Source organism: Telmatobacter bradus (genome assembly GCF_048629425.1).
Taxonomy (GTDB): Bacteria; Acidobacteriota; Terriglobia; order Terriglobales; family Acidobacteriaceae; genus Telmatobacter; species Telmatobacter bradus.
Genome location: NZ_CP184532.1, coordinates 4,427,496 through 4,448,411, shown reverse-complemented (window position 1 = coordinate 4,448,411; position 20,916 = coordinate 4,427,496). Strand labels below are relative to the sequence as shown.

The 20,916-nt window shown below is 58.7% G+C and carries 22 protein-coding genes; 12 read left to right on the top strand and 10 right to left on the bottom strand.

Annotated elements, in window-relative coordinates; genetic code table 11:
• Nucleotides 1-56: 56 nt before the first annotated feature.
• A complete protein-coding gene (locus ACOBR2_RS18375) occupies nt 57-1,220 on the bottom strand; it encodes a lactonase family protein (protein WP_420237541.1) in 1,164 nt (387 codons plus the stop codon).
• A 148-nt stretch (nt 1,221-1,368) separates the two neighbouring features.
• Between ACOBR2_RS18375 and ACOBR2_RS18370 the strand changes: the two genes are divergently transcribed.
• Nucleotides 1,369-1,911: a thioesterase family protein gene (locus ACOBR2_RS18370; protein WP_420237540.1), complete on the top strand. Its 543-nt coding sequence runs from the start codon at nt 1,369-1,371 to the stop codon at nt 1,909-1,911.
• Between the two features lie 166 nt (nt 1,912-2,077).
• On the opposite strand, the gene ACOBR2_RS18365 is transcribed toward ACOBR2_RS18370, so the two are convergent.
• Together ACOBR2_RS18365 and ACOBR2_RS18360 are read right to left on the bottom strand one after the other, a co-directional pair.
• Nucleotides 2,078-3,178: a Gfo/Idh/MocA family oxidoreductase gene (locus tag ACOBR2_RS18365; RefSeq protein ID WP_420237539.1), complete on the bottom strand. Its 1,101-nt coding sequence runs from the start codon at nt 3,176-3,178 to the stop codon at nt 2,078-2,080.
• Between the two features lie 5 nt (nt 3,179-3,183).
• Complete coding sequence (locus ACOBR2_RS18360; RefSeq protein ID WP_420237538.1) at nt 3,184-3,402, bottom strand: hypothetical protein; 219 nt, start codon at nt 3,400-3,402, stop codon at nt 3,184-3,186.
• A gap of 237 nt (nt 3,403-3,639) precedes the next feature.
• On the opposite strand from ACOBR2_RS18360, the gene ACOBR2_RS18355 reads away from it, so the two are divergent.
• The 6 genes from ACOBR2_RS18355 (at nt 3,640) to tgt (ending at nt 8,973) form a co-directional block, all read left to right on the top strand.
• Nucleotides 3,640-4,116 (top strand): hypothetical protein, encoded by a 477-nt coding sequence (locus tag ACOBR2_RS18355; protein WP_420237537.1) that lies wholly within the window; start codon nt 3,640-3,642, stop codon nt 4,114-4,116.
• Nucleotides 4,053-6,539, top strand: a complete 2,487-nt coding sequence (locus tag ACOBR2_RS18350) for an ABC transporter permease (protein WP_420237536.1) — start codon at nt 4,053-4,055, stop codon at nt 6,537-6,539. Before ACOBR2_RS18355 ends, ACOBR2_RS18350 begins: the two co-directional genes overlap by 64 nt.
• Nucleotides 6,540-6,558: 19 nt before the next feature.
• The gene (folK, locus tag ACOBR2_RS18345) at nt 6,559-7,083 is read left to right on the top strand and encodes a 2-amino-4-hydroxy-6-hydroxymethyldihydropteridine diphosphokinase (RefSeq protein WP_420237535.1); all 525 of its coding nucleotides are present in this window, start codon (nt 6,559-6,561) and stop codon (nt 7,081-7,083) included.
• A 90-nt stretch (nt 7,084-7,173) separates the two neighbouring features.
• The gene (locus ACOBR2_RS18340) at nt 7,174-7,350 is read left to right on the top strand and encodes a type II toxin-antitoxin system HicA family toxin (protein WP_420237534.1); all 177 of its coding nucleotides are present in this window, start codon (nt 7,174-7,176) and stop codon (nt 7,348-7,350) included.
• Nucleotides 7,351-7,361: 11 nt separating this feature from the next.
• Nucleotides 7,362-7,778, top strand: coding sequence for a type II toxin-antitoxin system HicB family antitoxin (locus ACOBR2_RS18335; RefSeq protein WP_420237533.1), 417 nt, complete (start codon nt 7,362-7,364; stop codon nt 7,776-7,778).
• Between the two features lie 76 nt (nt 7,779-7,854).
• The gene (tgt, locus tag ACOBR2_RS18330; protein ID WP_420237532.1) at nt 7,855-8,973 is read left to right on the top strand and encodes a tRNA guanosine(34) transglycosylase Tgt; all 1,119 of its coding nucleotides are present in this window, start codon (nt 7,855-7,857) and stop codon (nt 8,971-8,973) included.
• Here the strand turns inward: tgt and ACOBR2_RS18325 are convergent.
• The 5 genes from ACOBR2_RS18325 to ACOBR2_RS18305 form a co-directional block, all read right to left on the bottom strand.
• Entirely contained in the window at nt 8,950-9,522 is a 573-nt protein-coding gene (locus tag ACOBR2_RS18325) for a hypothetical protein (RefSeq protein ID WP_420237531.1), read from the bottom strand. The two genes, tgt and ACOBR2_RS18325, sit on opposite strands and share 24 nt — an antisense overlap.
• A gap of 103 nt (nt 9,523-9,625) precedes the next feature.
• A complete protein-coding gene (locus ACOBR2_RS18320) occupies nt 9,626-9,931 on the bottom strand; it encodes a winged helix-turn-helix domain-containing protein (protein ID WP_420237530.1) in 306 nt (101 codons plus the stop codon).
• Nucleotides 9,924-10,547, bottom strand: coding sequence for a hypothetical protein (locus ACOBR2_RS18315; protein WP_420237529.1), 624 nt, complete (start codon nt 10,545-10,547; stop codon nt 9,924-9,926). Before ACOBR2_RS18315 ends, ACOBR2_RS18320 begins: the two co-directional genes overlap by 8 nt.
• A gap of 445 nt (nt 10,548-10,992) precedes the next feature.
• A complete protein-coding gene (locus tag ACOBR2_RS18310) occupies nt 10,993-12,018 on the bottom strand; it encodes a diguanylate cyclase (RefSeq protein ID WP_420237528.1) in 1,026 nt (341 codons plus the stop codon).
• A 1,131-nt stretch (nt 12,019-13,149) separates the two neighbouring features.
• Nucleotides 13,150-13,428, bottom strand: coding sequence for a hypothetical protein (locus tag ACOBR2_RS18305; RefSeq protein WP_420237527.1), 279 nt, complete (start codon nt 13,426-13,428; stop codon nt 13,150-13,152).
• 75 nt (nt 13,429-13,503) lie between these two features.
• Here ACOBR2_RS18305 and ACOBR2_RS18300 point away from each other — a divergent pair, with 75 nt between their 5' ends.
• A complete protein-coding gene (locus ACOBR2_RS18300; RefSeq protein WP_420237526.1) occupies nt 13,504-13,677 on the top strand; it encodes a hypothetical protein in 174 nt (57 codons plus the stop codon).
• A gap of 228 nt (nt 13,678-13,905) precedes the next feature.
• On the opposite strand, the gene ACOBR2_RS18295 is transcribed toward ACOBR2_RS18300, so the two are convergent.
• A complete protein-coding gene (locus ACOBR2_RS18295; protein ID WP_420237525.1) occupies nt 13,906-15,429 on the bottom strand; it encodes an energy transducer TonB in 1,524 nt (507 codons plus the stop codon).
• A 157-nt stretch (nt 15,430-15,586) separates the two neighbouring features.
• On the opposite strand from ACOBR2_RS18295, the gene ACOBR2_RS18290 reads away from it, so the two are divergent.
• Nucleotides 15,587-16,081: a PqqD family protein gene (locus tag ACOBR2_RS18290; RefSeq protein ID WP_420237524.1), complete on the top strand. Its 495-nt coding sequence runs from the start codon at nt 15,587-15,589 to the stop codon at nt 16,079-16,081.
• Between the two features lie 21 nt (nt 16,082-16,102).
• Nucleotides 16,103-16,777 carry a nucleotidyltransferase family protein gene (locus tag ACOBR2_RS18285; RefSeq protein ID WP_420237523.1) on the top strand — a complete coding sequence of 225 codons (675 nt, stop codon included), beginning with the start codon at nt 16,103-16,105 and terminating at the stop codon, nt 16,775-16,777.
• A 326-nt stretch (nt 16,778-17,103) separates the two neighbouring features.
• Here ACOBR2_RS18285 and rph read toward each other — a convergent pair whose 3' ends face one another.
• Nucleotides 17,104-17,847 (bottom strand): ribonuclease PH, encoded by a 744-nt coding sequence (gene rph / locus ACOBR2_RS18280; protein ID WP_420237522.1) that lies wholly within the window; start codon nt 17,845-17,847, stop codon nt 17,104-17,106.
• 396 nt (nt 17,848-18,243) lie between these two features.
• Between rph and ACOBR2_RS18275 the strand changes: the two genes are divergently transcribed.
• Both ACOBR2_RS18275 and ACOBR2_RS18270 read left to right on the top strand, forming a co-directional pair.
• Complete coding sequence (locus ACOBR2_RS18275) at nt 18,244-19,164, top strand: sensor histidine kinase (RefSeq protein ID WP_420237521.1); 921 nt, start codon at nt 18,244-18,246, stop codon at nt 19,162-19,164.
• Nucleotides 19,165-19,276: 112 nt separating this feature from the next.
• The gene (locus ACOBR2_RS18270) at nt 19,277-20,704 is read left to right on the top strand and encodes a sigma-54-dependent transcriptional regulator (RefSeq protein WP_420237520.1); all 1,428 of its coding nucleotides are present in this window, start codon (nt 19,277-19,279) and stop codon (nt 20,702-20,704) included.
• Nucleotides 20,705-20,916 lie beyond the last annotated feature (212 nt).

Sequence of the window (20,916 nt, the reverse complement as noted above, 5' to 3'; positions counted from 1 at the left end):
GGCGCGGCGAACTAGCGAACAACGCTGACTTGCTAACTCGCTGACTTGCTGCCGCCCTACGTGAACAGAATCCGCATCGGCGTTGCGGCGGCAAAGTTCTTGCCCTCTTCGGCCAGCTCGCCGGTTACGGGATTGCGGGCAAAGACACTGATCTGGTTGGAATCCTGATTGGCCACCAGCATCCACTTCTCGGTCGGGTCCAGCACCAGATCGCGGGGTGTTTTGCCGCCGCAGCTGGTGCGCTTGATCGGCGCCAGGTTGCCGGTTTTTGCCTCCACGCGGAAGCTCGACAGGAAGTTGTTGTCGCGGTTGGCAAAGTAGGCAAAGCTGCCATCGCGGGTGAAGACCACGTTGCAGGCCCGTGTGGGGCCGGTGTAGCCCTCGGGCAGCAGGGCAATGCGCTGGACGAGTGTCAGGCTGCCGTCGGCGCGGTTCCACTCCAGCTGGTCCACGGTGGAATCCAGTTCATTCACGCTATAGGCGGTGTGGTTGTTGTTGTGGAAGTGCAGGGTGCGCGGTCCCGCGCCCGGGGCGCTGCGATAGATTCCCGCTGGCGTCAGTTCGGCTGTGGCCACGTTCGCCTTGTAGATGTGAATGGCGTCGCCGCCCAAGTCGTTCACATAAGCGTAGTGGTTGTCGGGCGAGAAGATGGCGGAGTGGGCATGCGCAGCTTCCTGCCGGTCCTTGTTTGGTCCGTGGCCGGTGTAGTGTTCCTGCCAGACGATCTCGCTCAACGCGCCTTGATGCACGCGGAAGCTGGCGGCGTTGCCTCCAGCGTAGTCGCTGGCAATCAGCATGCGGCCGGTGGGGTCCAGCACGACATGGCAGGTGCCCAGGCCGGCCGAGTTCACGGCAGAGACTGGTTGCAGGTCGCCATGCAGCAGCCGGAAGCTGCAAACCGCGCCGGTGGGCTTCGCCTGAAAGCTCTCCAGTTCAGCGGCCATGAAGAGGTATTCGTTCATGAACGAGGGGACGATCCAGCTGATGTGAGAGACCTTGGCGGCGGGTCCGATGGGAATCAGCTCGGCAGTAGTTGGATCCCAGTGATAGGCCAGCACGCCATCTTCTCCGCCGGAGCCCACAAAGATGCGTTTCCGCTTGGGTGCAGCCGGAGCGGGGGCCGCAGCGTGGCTGCTGTGGCGGGCGGCAAAGCCGGGTACTGCGGCGGTGGTCAGGGCTGCGGTCATGGCAAGAAAATTGCGTCGTGTGATTGAATCCATCGCAAGGATTTTCGCCGATCAGAGCCCTGCCGCGCCACTCCTGCTTTTGACTATTCCCGTGGAGAGGCATTTCGGATTGCTGAGGGGGAAGCCCAGAATGCTCTAAAAATGACGCTGCGTTCCTATAGACTGGCGGCAAGGAGTCGGCATGTCCCATTTCATCAACTTTGTCCGCATTCCTGCCCTTGCCATTCGTGAGCACATCCGTCCCTTGCCGCCCTTGGGCATCTTCGACGAAGACACGCTCTACCTGCGCGTGCTGCCCAATGACATCGACATCAATCTACACATGAACAATGCGCGCTATCTGAACGTGATGGACTACGCGCGTACCCATCTGCTGGCCCGCACCCGTTTGCTTGAGCACATTGTGCGTTCCCGCTGGCAGCCCATGATCGGTGCGGCCTGGCTCACCTATCGCCGCTCGCTGCCGCTGTTTGCGCGCTACTCCATCACCTCGCGCATGATCTGCTGGGATGATCGCTGGTTCTACATTGAGCAGACCTTCAGCGGCAAGCAGGGGTTGGCGGCCGTGGGCTGGATCAAGGGCGTGCTGCGCAACCGCGAGGGCGTGGTTGATCCGCAGTCGGCGATAGAAGGCGTGGCTCCCGGCACGCTCAGCCCGCCCATGCCGGAGGCCATCGCCAACTGGAACGAACTGACCCGCGAAAAGCTGACGGCGGCGGTCTAGGTGTGGTGACCGTTTGAATTTGTATCCACGCTGGGTGCCCCAGGTCCCGCTTCTGGGACCTGGGAAAGCATGAAACACTGCCAATCAGGCCTGAAAAAAGCTCCCGTGGAATGCCTTCCCCGGGAGCTTTTTCTTGGTTTTCTCTGGATCTGATTGAAAGGCTCAACTATGCGCTGGCCAGAAAGAAGTTGTGCAGTCCGGCGCGGTCGGCGTGTTCGTTCATGCTGGTCTGAATGGCCAGCGCCAACTCCAGCGCGGCACGGCCCTGCGGGGCAGTCACGCGTGGTGCACGACGGGTGCGCACCGACTCCACAAACGACTGCAGTTCCAGCTTGAGCGGTTCGCCGATCGTGACCTTGGGCTTGGCAAAGCTCAGGCCCGGGCCCAGTGCGGCTTCAGGGCCGTCGGCTGCCTTGTGGCCGAACTGCGCGGCCAACTGCGCGAGGGCTGCGGCGCTCATCTGCCCACTGGCGATGGCGGCGGCAATCTCTGGCGGAATCTTGTTGTCCATGCCGATCACCAGCAGATCTTGCCGGGCGTAATCGACGGAAACGTACTGGCGCGGCTCAAAGAAGCGCAGCTTGCGCACTCGCTCCGTGCTGACGCGCGAGGCGGTAAAGTTGGCCACGCAGCCCGAGTCGAACTCCACCCGCACGTTGGCAATATCCACCTTGGGCGAAAGGATGGGCAGACCCACGGCACGGACTTCGCGCACCGTCGAATTGGCAAAGCGCAGCACAATGTCGAGGTCGTGGATCATCAGGTCGAGCACTACGTCCACATCGAGCGCGCGCGGCGTAAAGATGCTCAGCCGGTGGGCTTCAAAGAACATGGGACGGCGCAAACGAGGCTCAACTGCGACGATGGCCGGATTGAAGCGTTCCAGATGGCCCACCTGCACAATGCGGCCATGCTTTTCAGCCAGCGCGATGATCTCATCGGCCTGGGCAAGCGTTGCCGCGATGGGCTTTTCGATCAGCAGATCGAGCCCGCCTGCAAGCAATTCGCAGGCCACGGCGTGGTGGTAAACAGTGGGGACGGCCACGCTGGCCGCGTCCAGCTTCAGATCGGCGGCAAGCAGCTCAGAGGCCGTGGCAAAGACGGGAATGGCGTAGTTGGCCTGGATCTCTGCGGCGCGCTTGGCATCGGGCTCGAGTGCGGCCACGAGCGCAACGCCCGCACCGGCTGTCTCCAGCTCACGATAAACGCGCAGATGATTGCGGCCAAAAGCTCCCGCACCGGCAACAGCAATGCGTACTGGGCTCATGGAGCTTATTGTTCTTTTCCTTCCACCGCTTTCAGGCAGCGGCTGTAGAGTTCCAGAAGCTGGGCCACCTGATCTTCGGTCTTGGGGGTGGTCGAACCGGCAAAGCCGGCGGTGGGAAGGCTGGGTTTGCCCGCGCCAGTGGTGCCCGCCACAAACTTCAGCAGGTCCAGCGCGATGTCTTCATTGCGGCGGGCGCCAAGGCCCACGTTCTGCAGAGCATCCATGGTGATTCGTCTCCGAAAGATCGATGCTAGCAGATCAGGCCCGGCGCTTCCCACTGGTGCGCGACGGAGGGCAGTTGAGTGTCCGTTTGCGGACAGCGGAACGCATTTCCGCACAGTTTTCTCTCGTTTTGGAATGTGTTCCTGCCGCAAGTGGAAGAAAGCGGAAGCTTTGTTCGCGGGCTCATTTGGTCGTCTACGTGCAATTCCTTACGACAAGATTGAGTGCAGGAGGAAGCTGTGGGGAATCGGGAATCTGTTCTGTCGGTCTGGTTGCGCGGGGTGCAATTGGTGTTCCTGGTTCTGGTGCTGGGTGCGCCCGGGGCAGTGGCCATGCCGGGGACAGCGGCCACGTCTGCCAGCTTGCCGCAGCAACCGGGGCAACAGGTCAGGCAGGAGTCGGCCAGACAGGAATCGGCCAAGCAGGCGGCGCATTCTGTCTGCGGCGTGCAGTTGCACTGGTCAGGGCGTGCGGCGCGGGCCGAGGTGTTCGTTTGCGGACAACCCATTCTCGTTCTTGAACAGCAACTGACCGCCTGTACTGCCTCCGACGTGTGGTGTAACTCTTTGAAAAACTGGGAACTGTATGCGGATTTGAGTTCGGCAGGCAACGTGCTTTGTTTAGGGCGACGGACGGAAAAGGGGAAACTTTCATGGAACGATTCCTGCAAGACATGCGCTTCGCACTCCGGCAACTGCGTAAAACGCCCGGCGTAACCCTGCTGGCGATTTTGACGCTGGCGCTGGGCATTGGCGCCAACACGGCCATCTTTACGGTGATTGAGAGCGTGCTGCTGCGGCCGCTGGGTTACGCGAATGCAGACAGGCTGGTGGCGGTTACTCCAGGGACTGACCCCAAGATGGATTACTCGACTTCCTGGTTGAACTACCGCGATCTGCGCGACGGTGTGCGCTCCTTCGATGCGTTGGCCGGTTACTCGGAAGACGTTGGCGTGGTGGAAACGCCGAGCGAAACGATGAGCGTGGTTGCACCTCGCGTGACGGCCAACAGCTTTACCATGCTGGGCACGCAGCCGCTGCTGGGCCGTGGCTTTACCGAGGCTGAAGCGCAGGCAGGTGGCCCCAATGTGGTGATTCTCTCCGAAGGCCTGTGGCGCAAGAGTTTTGCCGCCGACCCCAGCATTGTGGGCAAGACAATTCGCGTGAGTGGGCAGGCGCATATCGTAGTGGGCGTTATGCCGGCCAGCTTCCGTTTTCCTGAATCGGTGGGAACTGACCTGAGCAAAGGTCTGTGGCTGCCCCTGCAGCCCTCGGCTGAGATGCTCAAGGATCGCGGCTACGAGTTCTTTCACATCGCCGGCAAAATCCGCGAAGGCGTGAGCCTGAATCAGTTGCAGCAGGAGATCAGCAGCGTGGCGGCGCACATGCCGCACGATGCTGGAACCGATCCGCGGCAGTTCCATGTCATTTCTTACCAGCAGCGACTCACGGGCAACGTGCGGCCCGTGCTGTGGGCGCTCTTTGCGGCGCTGGGGCTGGTGTTGCTGATCGCCTGCGCCAATGTGTCCAACCTGATGATTGCCCGCTGCCTGGGGCGCCGTCAGGAGTTTGCCGTGCGCGCCGCTCTGGGCGCGGGGCGTGCGCGTCTGGTCAGCCAGATGTTCGCGGAAGGATTTTTGTTGTCCCTGATGGGATCGGTGGCAGGCATTGGCATTGCGCAACTGGCGATTGTGGCGCTGCATAAGCTGCCTGAAGATACGATTCCCCGCACGAATGAGCTGGCGATTCACTGGACGGTGATTCTGGTGCTGGCTGCCATTGCCTGTCTGGCTACGCTCTGCTCGTCGGCGCTGCCCGGCCTGCTGGTGGCGCGGGCCAATCCACAGCAGGCGTTGCAGACGGCCTCCCGCGGACTGGGCACACGTTCGGTCAGCGGCAAGCTGACAAGCTGGCTGGTGGTAGGGCAGGTGGCGCTTTCGGTCCTGCTGCTGGTGGGTGCGGGCCTGCTCTTCCGCACGCTCTGGAATCTGGAGCGCTCGCATCTTGGCTTTGACGCGGAGCATCTGACCACTTTTACCGTCATGCCGGCCGATGCCGCCGGTTTTTCTGGGATGAGCGTTTCGGAGGATTCCGGCAATGCTCCGGCTTCGGTGGCTGGCACGGTCTATCGGCCACTGCTTGAACAGATTCGCCATGCGCCCGGAGTGGAGTCGGCCGCGCTGGCCACTGCGCCGCCGCTCTCCGGCATGGATTTGAATAGCGGATTCGATATTGTGGGCCAGGTCCGCGACAAAAATGAGCAGCGTCAGGCGCGGGTTTCCGCGGTGAGCAGCGACTATGCCCACGCCATGGGCACCCCGGTGGTGCGCGGCCGCATGATCGACACTGGAGACACGCTTACCGCGCCCTTCGTGCTGGTGGTCAACGAGACTTTTGCGAAGAAGTATTTTCCCCAGGGCGACGTGCTGGGCCGCCAGATCGATCTGGGTGGCAAAAGCACGGGCATGATCAAGTCCTACACCATCGTCGGCGTGCTTGGCGATCAGGTGGACAAGAGCGTGGGCGTGGCTCCCATGCCGCTGGCGCTGCTTCCCTATGAGCAGGTTCCCACCACGTCGGTCTTTTATCAGGCATTGCTCAAGACGGTGGTCAGCTTTACCGTGCGTACCCGGGCCGAAGTGCCTGTGGCTGCTGAGATGCGCTCGATCTTCCACCAGAACGCCCCCGACTACGCGCTGGACGATTTTGTCTCCATGCAGGAGACGGTGGAGAAAAGCACGTTTAACCAGCGGCTTGGCCTGTATTTGGTGGCCTCGTTTGCAGGATTGGCGGTGGTGATGGTCTTTGCCGGGCTCTACGGTGTGTTGTCGCAGCTGGTGGGCTATCGCCGTCGTGAGATTGGCCTGCGTCTGGCCCTGGGCGCAAGCCGCCAGAGCGTATCGCGCATGGTGCTTGGGCAGGGGGCGATTCTGGTGGGTTCCGGCCTTGTTGCCGGTCTCGGGCTGGCGCTGGCGGCAGGCCGTCTGCTGGCCAGCTACCTGTATGGAGTGCAGCCCGTGGATGGCTGGACCTATGCCGCCGTGGCCGTGGCGCTTGCCATTGTGGGACTGGCGGCCTCGCTTTTACCTGCCCGCCGGGCGCTGGCGATTGAGCCTATGGAGGCCTTGCGAGAAGAATAAAGCTATACTTTCTAGGAGAATGGTGAAGGTGTACATCGGAATGGGTGGCAACCTGCCCAGCGTGGCAGGATCGCCGGCACAGACGCTGGCCGCAGCCACCGAACGGCTGTCCGAGCTCGGGCAGGTGACAGCCCGTTCCCGTTACTATTCCACCGCTCCAGTGGGCTTCAGCGGCCAGCCGCGGTTTGTGAACGCGGTAGTCGAGCTGGAAACCAAGCTTGCGCCTCACGAACTGCTCACCCGCACCATGTACATTGAGTGCGAGTTCGGCCGTGAGCGCCTGAAGAGTTTCCGCAATGGACCGCGCACGCTCGACCTTGACCTGCTGCTCTACGGCGATGTGGTCATGGCCGGCAATGATCTGGAAATTCCCCATCCGCGCCTGCGTCAGCGCGCTTTTGTGCTGGTTCCACTGGTCGAAATCGCTCCTGACCTGATCGATCCCCGCTCCCACCGCACGATTTCAGAGCTGCTGGATGGGCTGCGCGCCCGGGACGAAGCCGGTGACGTTTTCCTGTTCGAAGACCCACTTCCGAACCCCTAGGGCTGACCCGCCGCATTTCACCAGAAATACTCCCGAAAATATAAACAAAAATGTTTATAATATATAAGCATTTTTGTTTATGCTTCTGCCGTGAAGAGCAGCGAGTTTAAACGGCGGCTGATCAAGCAGGGCGCAACGTTTACTCCGGGCAAGGGTTCGCATTTTCATGTAGAGCTGAACGGAAAGCGTTCCATCCTGCCCATGCACGCCAAGGAGTTGAAGAAATGCCTTGTGGAGTCAGTCAAACGACAACTGGGGCTGAAGTAGGAGGAGGTATCGTGCGCTATCCCGTGAATTTGGACGAAGCTGAAGAGGGCGGATATGTTGTAACCTTTCCAGATATTCCCGAAGCGATTACTCAGGGAGAGGACGTAGATGATGCGCTGTTGCATGCTGCAGACGCCCTGGAATCGGCGCTGGATTTTTATTTTGAAGATCAGCGTCCCGTTCCAGCGCCTTCGCGTGCAAAGCGAGGCCAGCATGGAGTGGAGCTTTCTCCATCCTTGTCTTCCAAGGTTCTTCTCCTCAACGAGATGCTGGCGCAAAAGGTGCGACCGGCGGAGCTGGCGCGGCGCATGGACACCACTCCGCAGGAGGTCAATCGCCTGACCAACATCCGCCACAACACCCGCATTGATCGCGTCGATCAGGCTCTGCGTGCCCTCGGTAAGCGGCTGGAAGTGCGCGTCGTCTGAGTCTTTACGGGAATTTCCCGCAGACGCGGTCTACCTGACCGCTGTCCGTTCCCTCCTTCACGGGTAAAATCTTCTGGTGAGTCTTGCATTCAACGTATTGAACGAAACGGCGGCCGGTGGACGGCGCGCCACGCTTGAGCTGCCCCACCAGACGGTCCAAACCCCGGTCTTCATGCCCGTGGGTACGGCCGGAACGGTCAAGGCCGTGCCCCAGGACGTGCTGGAGACGCTGGGCGCTCAGATCATCCTCGGCAACACCTATCACCTTTACCTGCGTCCTGGTCACGAGGCCATTTCCCGCATGGGCGGACTGCACAAGTTCATCAGCTGGGATCGCGCCATGCTCACCGACTCGGGTGGCTTCCAGGTTTTTTCGCTGGCCAAGCTGCGCAAGGTGACCGACGACGGCGTCAAATTCCGCTCCCACCTGGACGGCAGCAGCCACTTCTTCACCCCCGAGCACTCCATGGACGTGCAGATCGCCCTCGGCGCGGACATTGCCATGGTCTTTGACGAGTGCACGGAATATCCGGCCGAACGCAGCCGCGCCGAAGAGAGCCTGCGCCTGACCATGGCCTGGGCCAAGCGGTCGCTTGAGCACCATCGCGCCAATCGCCACAACACGCCGTGGTTCGATGCGAATACGGGCAAGCGGCAGAACCTCTTCGGCATTGTGCAGGGTGGAATGTACACCGATCTGCGCAAGCAGTGCGCCGAGCGGCTAGTGGAGATGGACTTTGACGGCTACGCCATCGGTGGCCTCAGCGTGGGTGAGCCGCGCGACCTGACGCTCGAGATGATTCAGGAAGTGCTGCCCCTGTTACCCAAGGACAAGCCGCGCTATGTGATGGGCGTAGGCTACCCCGACGAGATTGAGCAGTACGCCAAGCTGGGCGTAGACATGATGGACTGCGTGCTGCCCACCCGTGCCGCCCGCCATGCGCTGCTGTTCACCAGCGAGGGCCGCGTCAACATCAAGAACAAGCAGTATGCCGAGGATCAGAATCCGCCCGACCCGAACTGCAACTGCCCGGTCTGCCGCCGCTACACCCGTGCCTACCTGCGCCACCTGATGCAGGCCGGTGAGCCGCTCTCGGCCACCCTGAACTCCATCCACAACCTCGCCTACTACCTGAACATCATGCAGCGGGTGCGGTTGGGGATGGAGAGCTCAGGCAGCAACGGCGCGGTCTGAGCGCAGGGCCAGCCGCCAGGCAAGCGCGAGCGTCATCGTCGCGCTTAGCCATAGCAGTAACCCTGTTCCAAAGGCTGTCACGCTTTGCAGACTGCCGGCTGGGGCTACAAAGATGCTTGCAACACCCCAGGCTGTCAGCAGTGCGCCGCTCAAATGATGTGGCCAATAGCGGAAGAGCCGTGCCAGCGGAAACATGTGCAGGCCTACGATCACGGTGATGGCTGAGAGTGCATACAGGCTGATGTGCAGCAGGGAAAACGCCGCCACCACCAGTGCTATCGTGATCCATTGCAGCGCGTTGATGCGATTGAAGGCGCGGCCAACCGCAGGGTCTTCCGGTACGCGCGAAAAGCGCCCGGCGATGCGCAGCAGCCCGAGAGCAGCCGCAGCCAGCACAACTGCGCCCGAGAGTACGGCGGTAATGCTGGCGGCATTCATCTGCTGCCGTGCAACCAAAGCAAGCCCTAGCCAAAGCGTGCCAAAGCCGACGAAGAACAGCGCGCCCGTGGCGCGGCCACTCAGTTGATTTGCGGTTAGATTCGTTTGCATTGTGACCTCCTGGAGATGTTTGGGGCAGGGGAATTGCCCCCAACTACTTTTTGACCAAAACGTTTGAGTATTTCGGAATTGGTGCAGGCCGAAGGTATGTGTTTTAGATTGCTCCGCCCAGCAACTGCCGGAGCGCCGCTACGTACTCGCTCAGCGCCGTACGGCCAGCCTCGGACATGCTGTATACCGACTGTGGCTTGCGTTCCACGAATTTCTTTTCCACTGCGATATACCCGGCCTCTTCCAGCTTGAGCAACTGCGCGCCCAGGTTGCCATCGGTTGAGCCGGTCTTTGTGCGCAGCCAGGTGAACTCGGCCTGCTCCACACCGGCCAGCAGGCTCAGCACGGCCAGACGCAGCTTGCCATGTACCACCGGATTCAGCTCCGGCAACTCGGGCTGCTTAGCCATGGCGAACCTCGCGACGCGCTTGCCCGTCCCGGATCATTACATACACGCCAAAGACGATCTGGCTCAGAAACAGCGCGGTAAGAAACACCACCAGCAGCTGACGCTCGGAACCAAAACAGGCCGCTGCCGAGGTCAGCCACCAGACCACGGCGCAGCAAAACTGCAACTTCCAGCGAAGAATCATAGCCGAGGCAGCATTGATTCCGCCCAGCATGGTGGCAACCAGAGCGACAAACATATGCGTGTCGAGGCGGCCGGAGATGCCCAGCGCAGGGAAGATCACGAGCATCGAGCCTCCCACCCCCATCCAGACCGAGCCTATTGTGCGCGAAAGCGTGTTTATCGCCTCATGTTGGCCAGTTTTCTGTCCGATCAGCAGCGTTAGTGCGGCTGTGCCTAGCATGGTCGCGGGCCATGCCCACTGGCTGCCCGCCAGCCGCGGCATCGGAAACAGAACCTGAGCCCAGCCCGACCAGACAATGGCTGCAAAGTAGGCAAAGCCCCACAGTACAAAGGTCCAACCCCAGCTTTCAGTCTTGCGCCGTCCCTCGGCAATCATGGACTCGATCAATTCCAGGCGGTCGTGCAATTCGCGTGTGTCGATAGCTTCGCTCATGGTGCCCTCACAGGAAGAGATACCGGTGAACCGGTCTTACGTAGAGAACTCTATAAAATAGAGAGTGTGTCGTCAAGAAAATTCTGGCTCATTTTGTTGATTTTTTGTCACAGGCTTGCTGGCGTTACGACTTTACGCTGCCCTGGTACAAAAATGAGCCGAACTCCGCGCCCGGAAGCCGACTGGCGTGCATGCCAGTCAGCAACGCCGGTTTGACCCTGAAACTAGGCAAAGGTCAGGCGTTGTTGCTTATCATCGACCATATCGAAAAACTGGATGAAAACTAGGTAATTACGCCGAATTGCACACTGGAAACCTTTTACAATGAGCGTACCTGGCTCGCTGGAAGCATGTGATTGTGGAGGAAATCCGGGAAAAACCGAAGAAAAATGGGCAGGTTTCTCGGAAGGGAATGCGGACGATGGACTTGCCTGCGCATTTTCTGTCAGCCTGCGCTTACGCGCCCCCGCCCGCTGTTCTTTACCTCGTACATACGCGCATCAGCCTGTCCGATGATCGCATGCATGCTTTGCCCATCTACGGGTGCCGTGGCCAGACCTACGCTGGCGCTTACCGTCAGCACGGGGCCGTTCTTCAGGGCAAAGTGCGCTTGCATCAGTTGCCGCAATAGCTTGTTGGCTTGATGCATAGCTTCGGCTTGACTGGTTTCTGGCAAAAGAATCACAAACTCGTCGCCACCATAACGGAAGCACCAGTCTTGCTTGCGGCTTAGCTGCTGAAGTTTCTGACCGACGCGCGCCAGCAGTTCGCTGCCAACCAGGTGGCCATGCTCATCATTCACCAGTTTGAAATGGTCCAGATCCAGAAAAAGCAAACTCAGCGGTTTGTGCTGGCTCAGATTTTCATTGAGTGTACGGGTCAGTACTTCGTAAAGATGCCGTACATTGTAGAGCCCCGTTGTGTCATCTGTAATTGTCAGTTGCTGTATACGGGCCACGTCCCGCGCATTTTCAATGGCGATGGCCGCATGGTCGGCCAGAATATGTAAAAACGCGATGGCGTAGTCGGTCATCTGCTCAGTGTGCGGATTGTAGATCTCGATAACTCCCTGAATCCCCTTGCGGCCGCGCAGAGGCAGGGCAATCACCGAGCGCACAATCTGTGGCTTGGCGCTGCTGCTTGCCTGCAGGCGTGGATCGTGGCTGGCCTCCGGCACAATCAGGGTTTCGCCATGCTCGGCTACCCAGCCCGCAATTCCCTCGCCAACTTTGACCCGCAGTCCACTCAGCGCCTTCTGTTCACCCCCCGCAGCAATTGCATAGTACAGCTCATCCGCCTCCTCTTGCCGCATCAGAAGCGTCCAGAGTTCCGCTTCTATGGTCTGCTCCATGTGCTCCAGAATGGTGTGCAAAATCTTGTCCAGATCAAAGCTTGAGGTCAGGGAACGGGTGAGCCGATGAAAGACGAGCAAGTCGTCCAGCGGCATTCTTCCCTTGGGGGTCGGGGTCAATGGATTCTCCTTATGATGTTGAAAAAAAAGCAAGTCGATGAAAGACGATTGTAACTGCGCTCGAAGAAATTCGGTGGTGCCCACGATCGTAAAGCGGGACTCTTTGGGAGAGGGCCCGTGGGAATTGCACTCGAAAACTGCAGATTAGACCTCTGGTAGGTGACCTGCAGATTTTCTGACTGGGTTAGCCGAAATTATGCACCGAAATAAGTGCGGTTCTGTAGCAAAAATCAACAGGTTAAGAGTTTGAAGACGGTGAAGACGCAGTCTCTCTGCGGACAAAACCCCATACTTCCCCAAATTGTCCCGAATTTTAAGACTCTCTGCTCCTTGGGCCGTAGCAAAGCAAAGGTTGGCCTAAGTACGTCTTTGGCTTGCTCGCACGTCTGGATCCTTCGAGCTAAATCTGCTCGGAAGATCGAAGGCATGCTCTCAAGTATCTTTTTCATCAAGAAAAAGGTACTCCGAAAAGCGTTCACAAAGTCTAGGTGTATTCCAAAAATGCACTAAAACTGTCGTGTTGAAGGCATGACGGGAGTGTCTGAAAGAATTTTGAGAAGGTTAGAAAATTATCTGCACTGATGTTTGTGCACCACTTCACATAAAATCAGTAGGTTAGCCTATAGTCGGTCGTGAAGGCGCATATTTTCTCCCGATAAAAGCCGTATAAATCCAGATCATTTTTGCAAGTGCAGGATCCACTCATTGCTGTGAACGCAGGCTCGCTTGACCGCAGACAAAATAGCTGGATTCTCCGCCCCCAGTCGTCTTCTGTTTTGGCTATGAGTCGGTGGGGCAAAGGGTGCCTTTGTGGTATGTGTTTGAGCGTGGATGGGGAATTAGAGGAAAATTGTAAGTTGCTGAAAAATATAAATATATGTTCTATTCGTAAATAGAAGTTTTGACTGCTGTCCATCTTGTAAAGGTCATGGATACATTGATTTACAAGCTTCTGACTGGCATAGGGAAGATGTGTTCTGTTTGAAGTTATGGGTCCGAATGGATATTTCCAGAAACTTCATCGGTAAGCCATTTATTTTCTAACAGATGTTGGAGGCCTGAATTTGTTATTCGCTAAAGGAAGAGCAGATCAGGCCTGAAACCCCGAGAAAAACCGAGGAAATCTCGATTTCAATCAGTAAGAAAGGCAATGGATTGTAGTGAGTTGATCTCAAATGGCTTACGGCAGCGGATGTTGGCGCAGGCCAGTTTGTCGTCGCGGCGGACCATATAGGACTGAGCTTTGGCAAAACGAGCTCGGTCGCGCTCATCGGCTCCTCGGGGAATCTGGGCTCGCTTTCTGCGAACGATCCAGTTCACCTTGTATTCCCCGCTCTGACCGCATCGGGGGCAGAGGAGCGTATGGGTCCGAACTTCGGTGGTTTCTGTAAAAAAGTCGCGTTCTTCCATAGTGCATTCCTGGTGGTCTGGCGGCTGGCCTGAGCAGGCTTTTCGCGGGACCGAATTTCCTTCATACTCGGCCTTATGGCAAAGAAACGCAAGTTGGAAGTGTTTTCAGCTACGAAGGCGGTGAAAGCTATTGCTCGGGAGCGCGTGGGACAACCAAAACCTGCACGGGTGGTGGAAACCGAACCACGTACCGGGCGGCAAACCAAGCACAAACCGAAGATGGAGCAACTGGTAGACGGGGAGGAATGAAAACGGAATTTTACCGATCAGAAGGTCAGGGGGTTTTTCGCAGTCGGTTTTTGAGCACCTGAATAAGCCGTAAGACTGCCCTACACGAAGCCCAACAAGCTGCACGGCGATCTGTTTGTCTGACAGGCGTAGGACGCTTGTTGGACAAATGTTTTACGTTTGTCCTACGCGTGTTAGGCGATGTATGATACCTCGTTTGAAAGTTGTAATACAAAAGAATATAGACCCCTACGGTTGGCGACTGTAGGGGCCAGGCAAGACTACTTCGGGCTGCTTTGCCGCTCCAGAATCGGCGTTTTTTTCTGTGGTTGCGCTGTTTTTGACAACGGTGAGGCCGGAGAAGATGTGGAATTGAACAACAAGATCGATCAACACCGTAACTGGATGGCCGTCTTTGATTGCTGCTTGAAACTTGGCATTGCCTATGGCAGCTACGGCGATTTCGTCTAGACCAAAACCAATGGGGCGCGCTGCAACAATCTCACCAGGCTTGCCATCGGGGCCAATGACTGCGTGATAAAGGGCCATTCCGGCAATTCCAGCGTTCTGTGCGAACTCATTCGAGCCGGGGTCGAAGCTGGTGAGAAGCTTGGCCTTTTGGTCGACCATACTCTGCCGCAGCACGGCCGGGTCCTTGGGGCGGTAATCAGATTTCTCTGCAACCGCCTGATAATAAAGCTTCCAGAATGTAGGCATCGCTGCCATCATGCGTGCATCGAGGCTGGATGCAAAGATCGTGTCGAGGGCGTCTTGAAGAACCTGGGCGGCGTGTTCGGGGGATGTTGTTGTGGTGACACTGTTTGGATCGGCAGGTTTTTCTGCCTCAGGGGTGGCTGCGATGGAGGCCTTGAGTTGCTCTGCCGGGTTTGAGATGTTGCCCGTTTCCTCTTCTTTTTTGGCTTCTTCGGTATTGGTCGGAACAGATGGCGTGGCCTGAGCATGGGCGGAAGCCAGAGTAGACTGGTCCTGTTTTTTATTCTTACCTTTCCCTTTTACTTTCTTAGGTTTGACAACAACTTCGCGATCAATGGTGATACGGATGGATTTCTTGGGCGGAGTGATGCGCACACGATCGACGGCAGTGTTCGGATCTTCATAAGGCATGGCGCCAAGAAAGTGAAGGCCATAGCGGATCGCTTCAAGCTCGATCTTGTGTTTGGTCAGGCGAATATGGGTGATTTCGATGCCACTGAGTGTGTAGGAGCAATGCGTGGCGTGACCAACGAGCAGGCCGTGTTCATTGAAGTTGAGTGAGTTATCCAGGTAGCCACCGCGCAGATAGAGAGGCTTGTTGAGTAGCTGCTGCTTGAGCTGCTCTTCTGATATGCCGCCTACCATGATGTCGGAAGCCGGGTGGGTATTCTGCAGGGAAGTTTCAGCGGATGTATGAGTTACGGTGAGATTGCTGGGACCCTCCGCCGGTGTGGTCGGCGTTGTTTGGGCCCGTAGTTGGATAGAGAGTGTGGCACAGGCAAACAGGAGGAGGGCGGCGAGAGGCAGATGCGCGCGAAGTTTAATTGGGAAGATCATGGTGACTTGCAAGCTCCCTTCGAGCGCAACTGTAGCAGGAAGAGGGAAGGGAAACGAAGAGGAGAGTGTGAAAGGGAGGGCAGAGTACAAAACGCGTATGCCAGAAAAGCCGATGCAGAGCATGGCTTCTTTTCTTGTCTGACAAAAGAAAGAGGCAGGGTTAAGCTTCCGGATGAATCCCTCAGAGGTTAAGACTCGCTCTATTTGCATGACTAATGGCATGGAGGGAGAGACTGCGGAAAAGGAGGAGCGGCGTTGCTCGAAAGGTGTGGTCGAGGCAATGCTGCTCCCAGGCTGCGAACCACGCCTCCCTATGTATATCTATGTTCATTATTTACAGCATCTACTGCATGCCTGAATTGATGACCACGCTCTGATTATGAATACCGGCAACGGGCTGCTGGGGCTGTTGAATTCAACCGCCGCATTCGTCTGGAACAGGCGGTGTGCAGGGCTTGAGCTTGATGCGATTGCCTCTGAGCTGGCGTCTGCGTTCGACCAGCCGCTTGAGTGCGTACAGAAAGATGTGCGCGGCCTGCAGGCGAAATGGGATCAAGCCGGGCTTCTGGCATGTAAAGACGAGCGGCTGGCGTCTGTTTCCGGCGCATGGCCGTGCCCGGAGGATGCACCCAGGGTGAGTACGGTGGTGCAGTTGAACACCGCCGCAGTGCGCATCAAGAGCTGGTTGCCTACGGGTACGGATGTACTTTTGGCGCGGCTCCAACATCGCATGCAGCCGGATGGAAACGCTGATCGGATCGTTGATATTTTTCCGGTTGGCGCGACGGGCATGGCGTTTGCAGTTGACGGTCTGCAGTGCGGCTCCAGTCCTGACGCGGATCAGGGGGGCGGGCATTTGTATGAGATTCTGTAGGCCGCCGATTGCAGACATTCGGTGCTGGCGTTTCTGCATGCGGCCTGTTTGCAGTGGCACGGATCAGGGTTGTTGCTGGCCGCCGAAGGCTGGTCGGGTAAAACCTCGCTGGCGGCGGCGCTGGTGCTGGCCGGCGCGGAGTGTGATGAGCTGGCGGCTGTAGTAACCGATACATGGCAACTGCGCGCGCTGCCCAGTTGCATGAGTGTGAAGCCATCGGGCCATGCGTGGATGGAGCAGCTGACCGGGCAGCGGTGTATTGAGCTCCTGGAGCGGCAAGGATATTGCGCCGAAGACGCAGAGATGGCGCTTTATCTGCGCAAACACGGGGTCCGGGTTCGCCACGGCTCGGCTGCGATTCGTCACTATCCACGGTTGTTTCATCCGCGGTTCCTCTCTGGCGTTGAGGTCCACTGCAGCCTGTTTGGCGAAGCTGCAGCCGCTCTGCTGCCGGCCGCAAATGTGGTGCGCGATGCGCGGCCAGTTCCCTGGCGTGGGCGCTTCGTCCTGGTTCCTTCGCTGCGCGATCAACTGCTGCACAACGTGCTGCACAACACCGAGCAGGCACCCTTTGTCTGGACGGCGGAGCCGCAGTCGCTGCGCCAGTCGGTGGACCTGACGCGTCTGGCAACGTTCGCCACGGAACCCGACTGGCAGAGTGCGTTCGAGCTTTTACGTGCGCATGGAAGATGGTAGAGGAAAGACACCTTCGATCCGTCTTGCGCGGCTACAGATAACGTGTGCGGAGGCGTTTTGATATCGATAACAAAGTATTCATTCCTATCAATTTGTAGGTACTTTCAAAGGCTTGAAATTCTATTGACGGCGTCTTTCGCGCTTGTGAGGCAGGATTTGTGGCTCTGTTGCGGGCAAGAAAAATGGCAGGATGGTGTGCAACACAAAAGGCGACGAACCCATGGGTTCGTCGCCTTTGTTTTTTCTGGCAACGCCCATCTTCGAGCGCTCGCAGCGGTCAGCATGGGATGTTTCTAACCTGCCTGCCCGTCTCTCATGAAAATGCTCTAACCGAGCACCTTTTGCTGGGCGGCGAAGATCAGCTTCAATCCCACTTCGGCCAGATCCAGCAACTGATTGAGCTGGGCGCGGGAGTAATTGCCGCGCTCGGCGGTGGCCTGGGTTTCGACTAGGCCGCCATCGGCAGTCATGACGACATTCATGTCCACATCGGCCTGGGAGTCCTCTTCATAGCAGAGGTCGAGCAGGGGCACACCGCCCACGATGCCCACCGAGACGGCGCCGACCAGCTGCTTCATGGGGGAATGCTTGAGGGTTCCGGCCTTGACGAGCGCATTAAGGGCAATGCCCAAAGCGACGGCAGCGCCAGTAATGGCGGCCGTGCGGGTACCACCATCGGCCTGCAGTACGTCACAGTCGAGGATGATGGTGCGTTCGCCAAGTGCCTGCATATCAATGACCGAGCGCAGGCTGCGGCCGATCAGGCGCTGGATTTCATGGGTGCGTCCGCCGATCTTGCCGCGCTCGCTTTCGCGGGGGGTGCGGGTGACGGTGGAGCGGGGCAGCATCGAATACTCGGCCGTGACCCAGCCCCGGCCGGAGTTGCGCAGCCAGCCCGGCACACCCTGCTCGATGGTGGCGTTGGTCAGCACCCGGGTGTTGCCAAAGCTGACCAGCACCGAGCCTTCGGCCGTTTGCACAAAGCCAGGAGCGAGATCGAGGGGACGCATCTGGTCGGCGGCGCGCTGGCCAGGACGAAAGAGGGGAGCGTTCGAAGTTGGAACTTGCATAGGGCGATTGTAGTGGAGATGGGCCTGAGTCGGGACGCTTTCCATGGGACCCCAAAACGGGAATATTTCGGGAATAGCACCCCCACTTTGGGAATCGTCTCTAAAGTGATGATTGTAAAGGGGTAGTTCTTGTGGGGCGCTCAAATTCTGTCCCAAAACGGGATAAAGCGATCCACAGGGGGTGGGGGTGCTTGTTCCGTATTTAGACACTAAGTCGTTCCCTTCTCAGGAACTTAGAAGATAGTGTCCTAGTTTGGCACGCTACGTGTACTAGAAAGAGTCAGAAATACCCAGGGTTCTGGCCACATGTGGAAAAGGCTTCAGAGGATAGCTTCCCCGTTGAACTGAAGATTCAAGGTTGAGACTGGCGCCCGGACACAGAGAGGATGTACAGCGATGCAGCAGAACGATCAATCAGCGGCCCTTTCGGGTACCGAACGTAAACGGGTGGAAACCGTCGTCCAGACGCTGGCCCATTTGGGCGGCAGCGGAGAAACACTGGCCGAAGTGGCGCATGATGCGCGTAATATGGTCACGGCGCTGGGTCTTTATTGTGAACTTCTCGAAGAGCCAGGGGTGCTGACCCCGGCCTACCAGCATTATGGGCAGGAGCTGAAGCTGGTGGCCACGGCCAGCCGCCGTCTGGTGGAGAAGCTGGTGGCCCTCGACGTTCAGGCCAGCAATGTGCAGAGCGTGGCCAATATGGCTCCCGGAACGGTCGAAGATCTGGAGTGGCCGATGGAGTTCGGCGGTGGACTGACGCCCCCGGCCAACCCGATTCAGGGCGTAGCTGGACATGCCAGCCGCTGGGAACTGGCCGAGGCCGAGCACATCAAGAACCTGGCCGCCGAGATGTTGGCCAACCGCAATTTGCTGGCCGCTCTGGCCGGGCCTACTGTAGCAGTAACCATCGATGCGGTCGGTGGTGCGCAGCCCATCAACCTTACGGGTGAGGATATGACCCGTATTCTCGTCAATCTGGTCAAGAACTCGGCGGAGGCCATGCCCCGGGGCGGCCGTATTCAGATTGCCGTGCGGGAAGAGGTGGTTGATCAGGCCGCTTCCGTCCGCATCACCTTCGAAGACAACGGTCCGGGAATTCCGGCCGCAGTGCAGGAGCGCATCTTCGAATCCGGCTACACCACCCACACCACCAACGCTTCCTCCCAGAGCTGGCCCACCAGCCATCGAGGTCTGGGACTGTCTATCACCCGATCCATCCTCGAAGCCGCAGGCGGTAGCATCCAGGCCGTCGGCAACGCCCACAAGGGGGCCCGCTTCGAGATTCATCTGCCGGTACGCCCTACCCGGGCCTGAACCGTCCCCAAGGAAGCCGGCCGGGGCCATCCCGTTCCGGGAAACTTTTGAAATTTTCCCGAATCAATGCGAGGCAGCTACAATGCTTGATACAGTCTTGAACACGAGAGCAATGGAATTTTTACCACAATCAGCTGAACCTGTCGGCCGTCTGTACCTGCTGGTCGTCGATCCCGATCCGGCCGTTCGTTCGGCCTGCGCCGAGATTGCCGAGAGCCTTGGCTACGCGGTGGAAAGCACCGGCGAGATGAGTCAGGCTCGCACTCTGCTGCGCGGCCGTGCCGCCGACATCGTGCTGGTCAATCTTCCCTATGGCTCCAGCCAGGGTCTGGAACTGGTTGCCGAAGTCAAGTTGCTCTACCCCGATACCTCGGTCATCGCCATGACCAGCTCGAGCTCGGTGAATGCCGCCGTCGAGGCTATGCGCTGCGGCGCGGGCGACTACCTGACCAAGCCCTTCGCCATGGACGAGCTTTCGACGGTGCTCGATCGTGCTTCGGCCAGTCACATGACCGACACGGCCACCCGCCAGTTGCGCGAGCGGCTGCGCCTGAGCCAGGGCCTCGGCTCCATGATCGGCCGCTCGGCCGAGATGGAAAAGCTCTATCGCATCCTCTCAAAGGTGGCTCAGACCACCCACCCGGTGCTGGTGCTGGGCGAGAGTGGCACCGGCAAGGAGCTGGTTGCGCGCACTATCCACGCCTATGGTCCCAACGCCCAGAAGCCCTTTCTGCCGGTGGATTGCGGCTCGCTGGTTCCCACACTGATCGAAAGCGAACTCTTTGGCTACGTGAAGGGTGCCTTTACTGGTGCCAATCGCTCCAAGGACGGTCTGCTGGTTTCAGCCGAGGGTGGTACGGTCTTCCTCGACGAGATTGGCGAGCTGACGCTCGATCTGCAGGTCAAGCTGCTGCGCGCCCTGCAGGAGAAGGAAGTCCGTCCGGTCGGTGCCAACCACCGCGTGCCCATCAAGGCCCGCATCGTGGCTGCTACCAACCGCGATCTGGCTGCCATGGTGGAAAATGGAACTTTCCGCAAGGATCTCTTCTACCGCCTGAACGTGGTCAACCTGCGTCTGCCAAGCCTGCGGGACCGTCGCGAAGACATTCCTCTGCTGGCGGCGCACTTTCTGGATCGCATCAGCCGCGAACACGGCCGCAAGTTTACCCTCTCTGACGAAGTGCTGCGCACCATGCTTCGCTATGACTGGCCGGGCAATGTGCGCGAACTGGAAAACTCTGTGGAGCGCGCCTGCGCTCTCTCCTCCGGTCCCATCCTCCACTTGGGTGACATGCCGACGCAGCTGCAGAACCAGGGGCTGGAAGCCTGGCGGACAGCTACCGTTGGCGAACCGGTCCCCCAGACCGCGGCTCCCGAGCTCAAAACCCTCGCGGATCTGGAACGCGATGCCATTCTGAACGCCATCCGGACGCTGAACGGCGACAAGCTGCAGGCGGCTCGGCTGCTGGGCATCGGCAAAACCACCCTGTACCGAAAGCTCAAGGAATACGGAATAGCTGACCCGCTTCGGGACGAATAAATCATTGGACTGAAGCCGGAAGCACATTCTGCCGATAGAGCAGATATGGGAATGCCGCGAACGCAGGCCGCCACAGAGCGCGCCGACTGCAGGCAGTCCACCGGCGAACATCCATTGTCCCAGAGCGATTGTTGATGACATGGCGGATCCAGCCATGGGAGCTTCCGGAAAAGCTTCCACAGGCCATCTGCACGTCCGGCGGCCCATGGACC

Coding starts and splice junctions, on each gene's coding strand:
- ACOBR2_RS18315 (WP_420237529.1), bottom strand. CDS start 10,547: ATGAGCGAAGCTATCGACACACGCGAATTGCACGACCGCCTGGAATTG.
- ACOBR2_RS18320 (WP_420237530.1), bottom strand. CDS start 9,931: ATGGCTAAGCAGCCCGAGTTGCCGGAGCTGAATCCGGTGGTACATGGC.
- ACOBR2_RS18350 (WP_420237536.1), top strand. CDS start 4,053: ATGGAACGATTCCTGCAAGACATGCGCTTCGCACTCCGGCAACTGCGT.
- ACOBR2_RS18295 (WP_420237525.1), bottom strand. CDS start 15,429: ATGCCATTAGTCATGCAAATAGAGCGAGTCTTAACCTCTGAGGGATTC.
- ACOBR2_RS18300 (WP_420237526.1), top strand. CDS start 13,504: ATGGCAAAGAAACGCAAGTTGGAAGTGTTTTCAGCTACGAAGGCGGTG.
- ACOBR2_RS18365 (WP_420237539.1), bottom strand. CDS start 3,178: ATGAGCCCAGTACGCATTGCTGTTGCCGGTGCGGGAGCTTTTGGCCGC.
- ACOBR2_RS18270 (WP_420237520.1), top strand. CDS start 19,277: ATGGAATTTTTACCACAATCAGCTGAACCTGTCGGCCGTCTGTACCTG.
- ACOBR2_RS18290 (WP_420237524.1), top strand. CDS start 15,587: ATGAATACCGGCAACGGGCTGCTGGGGCTGTTGAATTCAACCGCCGCA.
- ACOBR2_RS18360 (WP_420237538.1), bottom strand. CDS start 3,402: ATGGATGCTCTGCAGAACGTGGGCCTTGGCGCCCGCCGCAATGAAGAC.
- folK (WP_420237535.1), top strand. CDS start 6,559: ATGGTGAAGGTGTACATCGGAATGGGTGGCAACCTGCCCAGCGTGGCA.
- ACOBR2_RS18275 (WP_420237521.1), top strand. CDS start 18,244: ATGCAGCAGAACGATCAATCAGCGGCCCTTTCGGGTACCGAACGTAAA.
- ACOBR2_RS18370 (WP_420237540.1), top strand. CDS start 1,369: ATGTCCCATTTCATCAACTTTGTCCGCATTCCTGCCCTTGCCATTCGT.
- ACOBR2_RS18305 (WP_420237527.1), bottom strand. CDS start 13,428: ATGGAAGAACGCGACTTTTTTACAGAAACCACCGAAGTTCGGACCCAT.
- ACOBR2_RS18325 (WP_420237531.1), bottom strand. CDS start 9,522: ATGCAAACGAATCTAACCGCAAATCAACTGAGTGGCCGCGCCACGGGC.
- rph (WP_420237522.1), bottom strand. CDS start 17,847: ATGCAAGTTCCAACTTCGAACGCTCCCCTCTTTCGTCCTGGCCAGCGC.
- ACOBR2_RS18375 (WP_420237541.1), bottom strand. CDS start 1,220: ATGGATTCAATCACACGACGCAATTTTCTTGCCATGACCGCAGCCCTG.